Annotated in this window: 11 protein-coding genes; 2 read left to right on the forward strand and 9 right to left on the reverse strand. The window is 40.5% G+C overall.

Annotated elements, in window-relative coordinates:
- Nucleotides 1–169 precede the first annotated feature (169 nt).
- Nucleotides 170–3,187 carry a UPF0182 family protein gene (locus KME09_08565; GenBank protein ID MBW4533979.1) on the reverse strand — a complete coding sequence of 1,006 codons (3,018 nt, stop codon included), beginning with the start codon at nucleotides 3,185–3,187 and terminating at the stop codon, nucleotides 170–172.
- 315 nt (nucleotides 3,188–3,502) lie between these two features.
- Nucleotides 3,503–4,357: a DMT family transporter gene (locus tag KME09_08570; protein MBW4533980.1), complete on the reverse strand. Its 855-nt coding sequence runs from the start codon at nucleotides 4,355–4,357 to the stop codon at nucleotides 3,503–3,505.
- A gap of 157 nt (nucleotides 4,358–4,514) precedes the next feature.
- Between KME09_08570 and KME09_08575 the strand changes: the two genes are divergently transcribed.
- Nucleotides 4,515–4,961, forward strand: a complete 447-nt coding sequence (locus KME09_08575) for a hypothetical protein (GenBank protein MBW4533981.1) — start codon at nucleotides 4,515–4,517, stop codon at nucleotides 4,959–4,961.
- 19 nt (nucleotides 4,962–4,980) lie between these two features.
- Here KME09_08575 and KME09_08580 read toward each other — a convergent pair whose 3' ends face one another.
- The 3 genes from KME09_08580 to KME09_08590 all read right to left on the reverse strand — a co-directional run bounded on the left by KME09_08580 (nucleotide 4,981) and on the right by KME09_08590 (nucleotide 7,405).
- Nucleotides 4,981–5,799: a carbon-nitrogen hydrolase family protein gene (locus KME09_08580; GenBank protein MBW4533982.1), complete on the reverse strand. Its 819-nt coding sequence runs from the start codon at nucleotides 5,797–5,799 to the stop codon at nucleotides 4,981–4,983.
- Between the two features lie 68 nt (nucleotides 5,800–5,867).
- A complete protein-coding gene (gene cdd / locus KME09_08585) occupies nucleotides 5,868–6,278 on the reverse strand; it encodes a cytidine deaminase (protein ID MBW4533983.1) in 411 nt (136 codons plus the stop codon).
- 29 nt (nucleotides 6,279–6,307) lie between these two features.
- Nucleotides 6,308–7,405, reverse strand: a complete 1,098-nt coding sequence (locus tag KME09_08590) for a 3-deoxy-7-phosphoheptulonate synthase (protein ID MBW4533984.1) — start codon at nucleotides 7,403–7,405, stop codon at nucleotides 6,308–6,310.
- 260 nt (nucleotides 7,406–7,665) lie between these two features.
- On the opposite strand from KME09_08590, the gene KME09_08595 reads away from it, so the two are divergent.
- Entirely contained in the window at nucleotides 7,666–8,616 is a 951-nt protein-coding gene (locus tag KME09_08595; protein MBW4533985.1) for an NAD-dependent epimerase/dehydratase family protein, read from the forward strand.
- Between the two features lie 45 nt (nucleotides 8,617–8,661).
- On the opposite strand, the gene KME09_08600 is transcribed toward KME09_08595, so the two are convergent.
- The 4 genes from KME09_08600 to KME09_08615 form a co-directional block, all read right to left on the reverse strand.
- On the reverse strand, nucleotides 8,662–9,786 hold the full coding sequence (locus KME09_08600) for an FAD-dependent oxidoreductase (GenBank protein ID MBW4533986.1): 1,125 nt from the start codon (nucleotides 9,784–9,786) through the stop codon (nucleotides 8,662–8,664).
- A gap of 34 nt (nucleotides 9,787–9,820) precedes the next feature.
- On the reverse strand, nucleotides 9,821–10,162 hold the full coding sequence (locus KME09_08605; protein MBW4533987.1) for a hypothetical protein: 342 nt from the start codon (nucleotides 10,160–10,162) through the stop codon (nucleotides 9,821–9,823).
- A gap of 109 nt (nucleotides 10,163–10,271) precedes the next feature.
- Complete coding sequence (coaBC, locus tag KME09_08610; protein ID MBW4533988.1) at nucleotides 10,272–11,513, reverse strand: bifunctional phosphopantothenoylcysteine decarboxylase/phosphopantothenate--cysteine ligase CoaBC; 1,242 nt, start codon at nucleotides 11,511–11,513, stop codon at nucleotides 10,272–10,274.
- A gap of 285 nt (nucleotides 11,514–11,798) precedes the next feature.
- Nucleotides 11,799–12,782, reverse strand: coding sequence for an ATP-binding cassette domain-containing protein (locus KME09_08615; protein MBW4533989.1), 984 nt, complete (start codon nucleotides 12,780–12,782; stop codon nucleotides 11,799–11,801).
- Nucleotides 12,783–12,804: the final 22 nt, after the last annotated feature.

The raw sequence follows: 12,804 nt of genomic DNA on the forward strand, positions 1-12,804 counted from the left end.
TTCTAACTGGTATTCGTAAGATATCATCTGATTCATAATTGCGATCGCCAATCTGGCAATTTTTTTCCATACTTAATTGATCTTTTGCGCTTTAATTGCGATCGCTTAGAATTTAGTCAAGTTAAAAATATTCAACAAGCTTAGAGCTTAGAGCTTATAGCTATTCTAATTAGTTTTTGGACGTAACGTCTTCTACAGAACGAATAATCGTATCAACATCATTTTGAGGTTGAAAAATTGCCTTGATTCCCTCGTCTAAAGTTTCTGCCATCACAATTTGGTTTTCATAGATCACAATTACTCTGGCTAAAGTAGGCAAGCTATTTTCTTTCGCTTCGATATAGAGTGGTTCGACATACAGTAATGATTGTTCGATGGGGATAATTAGTAAATTACCTTGAATGGCTCGGGATCCTTCTCGATTCCACAGAGAAATTTGTTGAGAGATTACAGGATCTTGGTTGATTAAAGCTTCGATTTGATTAGTGCCGTAAATTAGCTTTTGTTTGGGGAATTTATAAAGTAGTAACTTGCCATAATCCGCGCCATCAGATCTAGCTGCAAACCAAGCAATTAGGTTAGGACGATTCATCGGGGAATAAGGATGGAGAAGAATAAATTCTTCTTGGCTGGCGGTAGGTAACTTCATGATCAAGTAGTAAGGTTCTACTGCCTGAGATCGATCGCCATAGATTTCTTGGGGAATTTGCCATTGATCCTCACGGTTATAAAATACTTGAGGATCTAGCATGTGATAAGTCAAGAGTCTTTCTGACTGAATACTAAACAGATCTTCGGGATAGCGAATATGTCGGTGTAAATCTACAGGCATGGCAGACAGAGGTTTAAATAGCTGGGGAAAAATTTTGTTCCAAGTGCGAATTATGGGATCGGTTTCATCAGCTATATAAAAATCTACTTGACCATCATAGGCATCTACCACTACTTTGACTGAGTTGCGCAGATAGTTAAATTTATTTTTGCCTGGATCTGAATAAGGATAGCGATCGCTGATCGTATAAGCATCTATAATCCAATAAAGATGATCTTGACGCTCATTAGTTTTAGCTACTACTAAGTAAGGATCTTGATCGTAGCTGAGGAAAGGTGCGATCTCTTTGATTCTTTGTTTAATGTTACGGCGAAATAGTAGTTTTGTATCCTGGGTAAAATCTTGAGCAAACAGCATTTGCCAGTCTTTAAGGTATTGAGCAAACAAGACTCGTCGCCAGTAGTTACCAATTTTAATCCCGCCAGTACCGTCGTAAGTGGTGTAAACATTTTCTTCGCCACTAGGAAAATCTAGTTCCCTAACCTTAGTTGAAGTCATGATGTAGGGGTTGGTCAATTCACCAAAGTAGATACGGGGTTTACCGATGGGAATACTATGACGGATTATCTCATCTGAAATAGTTAGTGAACCTGTTTCTTCGTTTCCTGTACCCAGATCTTTAACGTAATAATAGGGCAAGCCACCTTCCGCAACTTGGTTAACAGGAGAAAGGGTAAAGCCATAACCATGAGTATAAATTAAATGTTCGTTAACCCAGGTTTTGGCAATATCCTGGACTTGAGCATAGTCTAACTCCCTGGCTGCAATAATTACCTGTTGTTTATAAGCAAGATCGAAATCGGATTTACTTAATAAATAGCGATCGATATCCGCATCATAAAATTGATAGTAGGGACGGATTTGCTGTAGCTGTCGATTGGTTTGCAGGATGGGACGAGTATCCCACAAACGGATGTTTTTGATGGTTAAATTATTATTCTGAATATCGGCTGCGGTTAATTCTCCTTGAGGATTAAAGGTTTTAGTTTCAATATTATTTAAGTTAAACGCTTGGCGAGTGAAGGCAATACTGCGCTCAATATAGGGTCTTTCCTTGGCTAATTCGTTGGGTTGAACAATTAAATACTGTACCGTGGTGCTGGCAATGTTGCTGATGACAAGAACTGATAAATAGAGCGTAAAAGGAAAAATTAACAAGATAATTTTTTTGATCTTGCGCTGTTGTAGCTGTGAATTTCGATATCCTGTAAAACCTTTATACAACAACCAAAGAGCGCTAACAATTGATACCAGAGTTAGCCATACTTCTAAAGGTAATTGAACTCGAATATTGGTGTAGCTAGCACCATATACTACACCACGAGTACTATAAAGTAGGTCAAAACGGTTCAGCCAATGTTGACAAGCTAGGGCAAGCATCACCGCTGCACCCAAAAAAGAAATATGGCGCAACTGGATTTTAGTAAAGCCTGGAAAACGCCCTTGCGATAGACTATTTCCTGATAATAAATAGTACAAAGTGCAGCTTAACAAGGTGCAGCAGGATAAAGCCAGTAGCCAAGATTCAATTAAATGCCACACAGGAAAGCGAAAGATATAAAAGCCAATATCCTGACCGAACTGTGGATCATTTAAATTAAACTGAGATGGATTAAAAAAGCGCAGAAATACCGACCAGTTAGCTGCTGCAATCAAGCCAAAGATAATACTCAGTAAAATAGCGATCGCTTTTAAACTAATGCGTGGTTTCCACAACAATAATCCCACAACCGTAAAGACGACAATTAACTGACGCAAATAGCTAACTATAAAACCTGTCAGATTCGCCAGATTAAAACTATCAAGAGGCGGTTTGAAAACTGTGGCAATTTGGGGTAGAGGATAGCTAGTTTGCCAAACAGATAAAGCCAGATCGATACAGGTAGTCAGGATGTAAGTAATTCCTCCCGCAAAGGCGATCGCTGCGGTTAATAAAAGAGGTAACTTCAAACGAGGAGAATATATTTTTTGCTCGGTATTTGGCTCAATATTTTGCTTAGTATCAGAGCTTGTAGCTTTTCTGTTTCGGGTAGCGCTAATTATCTCTCTGCCAAATAGCTGCTTTTGCTCAGGGGTTACAGACAAACCTACGTCATACCATTCATCCTTGGGTAGCCACTGCCACTGCCAACGACTTGCTAACCATAGATTAAACCCGATAAATAGTCCTGAAACTAAAGTGGCGATCGCCCAGAGAATATATTGACTGGCACGTTTTACGACAAAGACTGAGAGATAGTCTACCTCTTGAAACCAAAGTATTTCAGCAAATAACCTTGAGGAAAATTCAAAAATTAACCACAAGCCTACAATAATGGCGATCGTTTTTAAAAGGTATGAATAAAGCGGTTTCATAGCAGAAACAATATACCGTCAGGGTAAGTACAAGGTTGCTTAATTTAACTTGGTTTGTGCCTAATATCAGGTTCGGATGAACAGTTAAATATTTTAATTTAGGGACTTAGGGACTTGGGGACTTGGGGACTTGGGGACTTGGGGACTTGGGGACTTGGGGACTTGGGGACTTGGGGAATCACTCTATTTAAAGTCATTATCCATACTTGATATAACAACAATGTAACAACTAGTAGCAAGCAATTAATGAAAAATTTAGCGATCGCTCGATCGACAAGCTTAGAGCTATATGCGAAGCTAATTCACAGCAAGCGTCTATTGATAAATGGCGATCGCTGTACCCGATAAAATTAAACCACAGCCGAGAACCATCGATTGAGTAATGGGTTCATCTAAGATGAGCGTCCCCCAAAACATGGCAAACAGGGGAACTAAATAAGCCACGGTTAAGGATTTGCTTACGCCAACATTACTTAGCAAATGAAAATACATCACGTATGCCAAAGCAGTGGAAAATAATCCTAGGGCGATCGTCATCCAAATTACTGTCATAGAAGGAAATGCATCAGGTAAAAACCACGGCGTAATTGGCAACAAACATATAGTTGCGCTCAATAAACTTCCTGTTGCCACGACTATAGAATTGACTCCTGATAATTTTTTTTGGGCGTAAGATGCACCCACGGCGTATAAAAAAGCTGCGCTTAATCCCGCTACGACAGCCCAGATAAAACTATTGGTTACAGGAAGTTCAGTCCAGCCGACAAGTATTGTTACCCCCGCAAAACCGACGATCAAACCGATAAACTGACTCAAAGTTAATTTTTCTCTCAACCACAAGCCTGTAATTAACGTCCCAAATAAGGGTGTCATGGCATTCAGTAGGGAAGAAAACCCCGCAGGAAGATACAAAGCAGCAAAAGCAAATAATAAAAAAGGAATTGCTGTATTGATACAGCCGATTACCAATAACGGAATTAAATTCTTGCGGATTTCGCCGATCAGATTAAAGCGAGTTGCCACTAACAATAAGGTTATACCAGCTAACACTACCCTTAATTCAATTAATAATACTGGGCCTAAAACAGGTGCAGCAATTCTCATAAATAAAAAAGAAGCACCCCACACCGCAGCAAGTAACAGTAGCTCTAGTAGATTGGAAAATTTCATGTTAGTAAAAAACTAGAACTCGCAACTCAATTTATTTTAAGCATATTCAAGATTGAGATCACACCTTAATGGTAATCACTCTAAAGGCATCACTGTTTTATTACAAATAAAATACAGATAATCACTATTTAATAATCATTAATAATCACAGATTAAGATGCTTACTTCTAAAATCAAGGTCAAGTCATGGTGGGGCATTGCTTTATTAACAGCCATCGTTACTATTGTCTCACCGTCGTCCGTCAAAGCCGAACAAGATAATATGTTTGAAATGATTGGTACAGAAGATTTTCTGCAAATGACTGCCAAAATGATGAATAGTAGTCTACCAATGATGGTTGATGCAGATACTCAGTGGGATTCTTCCTCTGCTGGGCCAGGAAAAACCCTAAGTTATAATTACACTCTAATCAACTATTCGACTGCCAATATTGATAGCTCACTATTTGCCAACAATATTCGTTCAACTATAACCAAGACTGTTTGTACTACTCCTGCTACACAAATTTTTCCCGACAACGGTGTCTCACTCAATTTTAATTATTACGACAAGACTCATAACTTGATTGCCAAAATACAAGTTGCTCCTAGTGATTGCCAATAGCTATTAATTTAATCTTAATTTAAACAAATACTCGATGCTGTAAGGATGGCATCTGTTGGCGCACCTGCTGTAAACGTTGCGGATTAATCTCTGCTACTGCTACTCCAGGTGCGTTTCCTGCATCAGCAAGAATTACTCCCCAAGGATCGACAATCATGGCGTGTCCATGAGTATAGCGACGTTCGTAGTGGTTGCCTGTTTGAGCGGGAGCAATTACATAACAGGTGTTTTCGATCGCTCTTGCCTGCAACAGTACTTGCCAATGATCTTTGCCAGTAAAGGCAGTAAAGGCAGCAGGAATAAACAAAATATCTGCTCCCTGACGAGAAAGATAACGATAAAACTCTGGGAAACGCACGTCATAACAGATAGATAGACCTAATTTACCCAGCTGTTCTGATTCATAAATAGTAGGAATTTCAGTTCCCGCCATCACAGTACTAGATTCTTGATAAGTGTTACCATCAGGAACATTGACATCAAAGAGATGGACTTTTTGATAGATGGCTACCTGTTGACCATCGGGAGTAACTAAAGATGCCGTGTTGTAAGCCTTTTGTGGATTATCGCCTACGGGTACAGGAAAGCCACCACCTAAAATTGTAATTTGAAATCGCTGCGCCATTTTTTTGAGAAACTGTTCGGTTTTGTGCGCAATTTCCTTTGCTTGAGCAACTTTATCCATTTCCTGACCCAAAAAAGCAAAATTCTCAGGTAGACTGACCAATTCTGCTCCCCGACGGACGGCTAATTCGATTAATTCTTCTGCTTCGACCAAGTTTTTGGTCAGGTCGGGTTTGCTGGTCATTTGCACAGCGGCGGCGAGATATGACTTCATGGAAAGACTTAATTTGTTGGTTGAGCTGTTCTAGGATATAGCTAAAAGATTAGTTTAAGGAACTTTATTTATAAAGAGAATCCTACTGGCAACAAATCTTTAATAGTTGAAGTTTGCCATCCCTGATTTGCGCGAAAAATAACTTGAGCATTTTGTCCAAATTCCCAGATCACTTGACGACAAGCACCACAAGGAGAACAGGAAACATTATGACTATTAGCTACAGCGATCGCTTTTATGGTTATTGTATCGTGACCGCTACCAATTATGGCATTGGCGATCGCATTTCTTTCGGCACACATACTCAAACCATAGGAAGCATTTTCCACATTACAACCTGTAAAGATTTCTCTGGTGGAAGTTAACACCGCTGCGCCTACTTTAAACCCAGAATAGGGAGCATAGGCACTTTTGATGGCTTGGGTTGCGCTTTCAATTAGCTGGTCTTGTTCTGATTCAGTTAATTCGGTGGTCATCATAAATTTGACAGGGTGAATGGTATTCTCCCTTACGAGCCTGCTATTGAAGCTACACTTTGCTTAACTTGGGATCTGCCTTTAGCTACAGCATTTGCCAAATTATGCATCATGGTTTTAGTTGTCTCCCAATTAACGCAAGCATCGGTGATACTCTGACCATAGACAGAAGGTTTGCCATTTTCAGGAATGGATTGATTTCCCTCGATCAAGTGGCTTTCAATCATTACTCCCGCAATATGCTCCGAGCCAGCTTCAATTTGTTGATTAATGCTATCTAACACATTAACTTGTTGGCGGTAATCCTTGCGACTATTACCATGACTGCAATCAATCATAATGCGAGAGTTCATTGTTTTCTTTTTCAAAGCTGTAACTGCTGCTTCAATATCAGCCGCTTCATAGTTTGGTTTAGCTGCGCCACCTCGCAAAACGAGATGTCCATCGGGGTTACCAGTAGTTCTGACAATACTGGCTAATCCATCTTGATTAATACCTAAAAAATGGTGCGGAATTTTAGCGGTGAGCATGGCGTTAATCGCTGCGGTAAAGCTGCCGTCAGTCCCATTTTTATAGCCTACGGGCATTGATAAACCAGAAGCCATCTGACGATGAATTTGGCTTTCGGTAGTCCTTGCACCGATCGCTGTCCAGCAAATTAGGTCGGCAATATATTGGGGAGTAATCGGATCGAGTAATTCTGTCGCTGCGGGTAAACCATTACTAGCTAGGTCTAACAGTAGCTTTCTGGCAGTTCTCAAACCGTTGTTAATGTCGTAGCTATTATCTAGATCGGGATCGTTAATCAAACCTTTCCAGCCCACATTAGTTCTAGGCTTTTCAAAGTAGACTCGCATGACAATTTCTAGCTGATCTCGCAACTGCGATCGCAACTGAGCTAGTTTTTCTCCATACTCATGGGCTGCTGCCACGTCGTGAATTGAACAGGGCCCAACCACTACCAGCACTCTCTTGTCTTCACCTTCAAGGATCTGGCGAATGCGATCGCGAGTTTGAGCTACCAGTTGAGCAACTTTGGGGGCGATGGGTAATTCACTTTTAATAAATGCAGGGCTTAACAAGGGTCTAGTTTCAATAACGTGGAGATCGCTGGTAATATTAATATCCATATTTTTAATAAATGTTTTTAAAGATCTGTGTTGGGCAAGAGAATAGACAGGTAAGACTATATAATTATCGCTGATTATCTAAATTCTGTGGCGCTAACCTGAGATCCAAATTTCACTTCTGATCTAGTCTACATTTTTTAGCTCAAGCAACTATCATTAGTTGGCTCGTAACTTAAGTTAAATCATGCTACAAAATCTCTCAGTACGGTTATCCTGTTATAGATCTAACTGATATCGTACATAATTATTCGCAAATCTTTATGAATACCCATATTGTTACGGGCGTTGCCGGATTTATTGGCTCACATTTAGCCGAAACTCTTTTACAGCAAGGAGCAGAAGTTATCGGGGTCGATCAATTTAACGATTATTACGATCCGCAACTCAAACATAACAATTTGGTCAATCTCAAGCAGTATGCCAACTTTAAATTTATCAAAGCAGATATTCAAGAATTAGACTGGCGAGAATTATTAGCAGGGGTCGATGTTGTTTATCATCAGGCAGCTCAAGCAGGAGTTAGAGCTAGCTGGGGGGAAGGATTTAGAAACTATACAGAGAGAAATATTAATGCAACTCAGGTGATCTTAGAAGCAGCCAAGCAGGTTAAATCTTTAAGCAGAATTGTCTATGCTTCTAGTTCATCGATTTATGGCAATGCAGTGACGATGCCTACTCCCGAAACTCTATGTCCTTTACCCGTTTCTCCCTACGGCATTACGAAACTTGCAGGAGAGCGTTTATGTTGGCTATATCAGCAAAACTTTGATGTTCCTGTTACTGCTTTACGTTACTTTACCGTCTATGGCCCAAGACAACGACCAGACATGGCTTTTCACAAGTTTTTTAAGGCAGCAATTGCTCGCAAATCAATCAACATTTTTGGTGATGGACAACAGACTAGAGACTATACATTTGTCAGGGATATTGTAGCTGCTAACTTAGCTGCGGGGAAAATACCAGAGGCTATTGGTGAAGTGTTTAATATTGGTGGCGGTAGTCGGGTAAATCTGATTGAGCTATTAGACATGATGGAACAAGTAATGGGACTACCCATTGGCAGAAATTATTTAGAGAATGCTGTGGGTGATGCCCGTCATACTAGCGCCGATATTACTAAAGCTCAGAAGATTTTAGGTTATATACCCCAAGTTTCTCTCATGGAAGGATTAGCCGAACAATGGCAATGGATTCAGTCGTTGTATATTTGAATCTGTAGGGGCGAACGGCCGTTCGCCCCTACTTGCGAATCGCCCCTACAGATCGGTAAACTGGTTCATAAACTTGCGATCGATGTAATCTTTAAGTCGCCAGAAAAGAGCAGAACGCCAGCCTAAAGAGTCCCAAGATGCGATCGCCTTTTGGTCACCCGTACCGATCAAAGCCAAATATTTATCCTGGGGTATATAGCTCTGTAGCGGTTTTTTAGTCAGAATATTCTGCCAGTTGTTAAATAATGGCTGTCCTTGGCGCACCGCAAAAACTCCTGCTTTGGGACGTTGATAGTTAACCATGGTGGCTATATCTCCCGCAGCAAATATGTGCGGATGAGAAATCGACTGGAGAGTGTCGGCAACTAAGATAAAGCCGTGAGCATCGGTTTTTAAATGAGACTCTTTAATCCAGCTTGGTGCAGTAGCTTGAGTTACCCAAAAAATATTACTTGCTGCAATTTTTAATCCTGACTGGCAAATAATTTGATCTGCTAAAACTTCGCTCACGTCTTGCTGTAAATATAATTTAATACCTCGTTGCTGAATAATTCTGGTTAGCTTCTTACTTACCCAGTCATTGTGTCCAGATAATAACTGTTTACCGCGATGGATTAAATGAATTTCTGGAGTACTCTTGCCTTTTAAAATTGCTCTTAAACAGGTTTGCATATTTAAAGCTAACTCTACACCTCCTGCACCACCGCCGACGATCGCAATTGATAGGGGTTGTTCTGGATTAGCTGCTGCCAACTGCTTTAACTTATACCAAGCATCAAGAAAAACTGGAACGGGTTTAGCGGGGATAACATATTCTTTTGCCCCAGGAACAGTGAGGGTTTGAGGAATACTGCCAATATCTAAAGATAAATAATCAAACGTTAGCTGCCGAGATGTACAAATTATCTGGTTGTGATCTGGATCGATGCCAATAGCGCGATCGCAAATGAATTTCGCCCCCGCAAACTGAGCCAAACTAGGCAAGTCGATATGCGTCTCATTGTAGTTATAAAACCCCGCCACATGACCAGGCAGCATCCCCGAATAGGGTGTTTTTTCGACATCACTAATTAAAGTTAAATCAACGTCTGGTAGAGGATTTAAACCCCATTTTCTTAAGGCGATCGCATGAGCATGACCGCCACCAATTAATATTAGCTTTTGGCTCATAAATATTTATCTTAAAATATCTAATCCTGACTGATTAAAGATTTAGTCTGCCTGTAGTAAATAATTGATATCCTCCTGTAAAACTAGCCAGAGAAATCACAAACTGCCAAAGACTTGTAGGTTGTAAAATGGCTCGACTACTAAGAAAAACCGCGATGATGCCAATGGCGATCGCAATCACAGCAAATTCTTTATTGCTTCGAGGCAAGATAAAAAACATCAGCACGCCTATAGTTAAAAATAGGATAGAAGTATCTGCTGCAACTCCCCTCCACCAATAGGGAGAAAGATTATTTGTAAAGTAAATATTTTTGCCGAGAAAATAAATTCCTAGTAATAATAACCCTAGTCCAAGTAGTCTAGTCAATAATCGCATATTTATAGTGGTTGAAATGTAATTCTAGAATGCCCAAATAATCGCGATCGTTTCAGTTTTTAGTTGAGAATTAATTGTAGGGGCAAACAGCGGTTCTCCCTTACTAAAGTTAATCGCAAGTCGCTTCTAGATAATCGGCGATCGCTTTAGCAATTTCTACTTTACCTACTACTTTTTGTGGCGATCGCTCTTTGGTTACTAGATAAGCTACCTGTGCGCCTGTAGCTTGATGTTCTTCCCCTCGATTGGCTACCACCATTTGATAACCCTGTTGTAATCTACTTTTCGCAATATCGATCGACTCTTCATGGGAGATATTTTCTTGGTATTTAAACGTAATCATGCCTAAGCTAGGAAACTTAGCTCTTACTTCCCTAATTACTTTGGTGGTTGGGATTAAATCAATTTTAGACAATTCACCACTAGGAATTTTGCCAGGGAATACTTGAGTAGGTTGGTAATCAGCTACCGCAGCGGAAAAGATGCCATAACGATAATTAGTTTGTAACTCTGTCATGACTTCAGTTAAATACTCATCGTAGGTAGTAACTATTTTGTGCGGAAGATACTCAGGAGGAGAATAACTACCCTGTCCATGAATTAATTTTACTTTTGCCCCCCGCAAATATAATTCTTCAGCAATACAAGCTCCTAATTTCCCTGTGAAGCGATTAGTTAGACGACGGATATGATCGATAGGAACAGGGGTAGGGCCTCCTGTAACCAAAATGGGGATATCCTTAAGAGAAGATTGGCTAACTGCGCGACAGACGGCAAAGGCGATCGCTTTTTCATCGGGGAGATTGTTCTTGCCATAAGCGACTTGTGGCGGAATGATTTTAATTCCCAAGCGATCTAACTTGTGCAGAGATTCCGTCAGAATTGAATTATGCAGACTACCATGCATCGTTGGCGCAATTAGAATTTGGGTTTTACCCCGCTCCATTCTGCCAATCGCTGAACCTAAACTAGAAGTAATTACCCCATCGGCAATACCCAAAGCCATCTTGTTCATAGTGTTATATGTGGCAGGGGCAACTAAATAAGCAGCAAAGGGATTGTCATCGCTCAAATGTTCGGCATTTGCCGTGAGCTTGGTAATCACAGGATTAACAGTACTCCACTCCAAAGCATCAATAGTGGTATAGCGCAAAGCTTCAGGGGAAACAAACGCCACCACATCTGCACCCTGACGACGAAGAGTACGGGCAATTAGAGGAGCTTTCATCGCTGCAATACTACCCGTTACCAATAAAGCAATGCGCTTAGATTGTAAATGAGTTGATTCTAAGGCTACTTCGCGATCGCCTAATGCCGATTCTGGTGGCGATTCAAAATCCCATTTGTTCATGCGTTGTGAATGAGCTTCGTTTAAATTCATTAGTTTTTAAGCTTTTAGCTTTTAGCTATCAGCTTTTAGCTTTTAAGAAGTGAAAATTAATTAGAATCGACTAACTAACTAGCTAGGTGGAATTAAATATAAAACCAAAAAAAAGATAGATTTTAGTGGTTATTTCTTATCTCTCCCTAATTCCCTAGTTCCCTAATTCCCTACCAGGCTATCTTCTAATTAATTTGACGAGCGGAAATGCTCTCGGTTAGAGAGCTTATTCCACGCTCGTGTTGACCTACCTACTTAATCCGCTTTGCCTGTTTGAAACAACCGACCAACAATTTCTTCAACAGGTGGATCGCTGACGTTTAAATCTTGTACCTGCAACTGTGCCAAAATACGCGAGATGGTTGCAGTTAACTTTTCTCTGGGTACGAGCAAGCGAACTTCTTGTCCTTGAATTGACTCCACCTCACCAAAATCAGCTAGTACATCTGGTGACAGAGCCTGAGCCAACTCTACTTTAACTTGGCGATAGGGAGCAAAACGGTCGAGTAAATCATCTAATAAACCATCGTAAATTAATTGTCCTTGATGAATTAATAAAACGCGATCGCATAATGCGGTAATATCTGCCATGTAGTGACTAGTCAGTAAGATTGTCGCTCCATAACGTTGATTGTACTGTTGCAGAAATTCCCTAACTGCTACTTGGGCATTAACATCTAAACCCAAAGTCGGCTCATCGAGAAACAATACTTGAGGGTGATGCAGCAGTGCTGCTAATAACTCTGCCTTCATTCTTTCCCCCAAAGATAGCTTACGCACTGGTTGGTGTAGCTTATCGGACACATCTAACATAGTGGCTAATTCTCCCAAACGCTGTTTAAAAACGCGATCGGGAATATTATAAACAGCAGCATTAATTCGCAGGGAATCTAAAGCAGGTAAATCCCACAGTAGCTGTTGCTTTTGCCCCATGACTAAGCTCATTTTGTGTAAAAACTGTGGTTGGCGACGGAAAGGAACATAATCTGCTACCTTAACTTCTCCTGCTGAAGGATGAATCAAACCCGTCAGCATTTTCAGGGTAGTTGTTTTCCCCGCACCATTCCCACCTAAAAACCCGACTACTTCTCCTGGCTGAATTTTAAAAGAGACATCTTGCACCGCTTTAATTTCTCGATAGCTACGGCGAAAAAAGTGAGTCAAAGTACCTTTTAATCCTGGCTGCTTGATTGCCACAGGATAGATTTTACTCAGGTTATCAACAACAATAATGGACACAATAAAGTTTTATATCCTGCAC

This window comes from Pleurocapsa minor HA4230-MV1, from assembly GCA_019359095.1.
In the GTDB taxonomy this organism is placed as follows: Bacteria; Cyanobacteriota; Cyanobacteriia; order Cyanobacteriales; family Xenococcaceae; genus Waterburya; species Waterburya minor.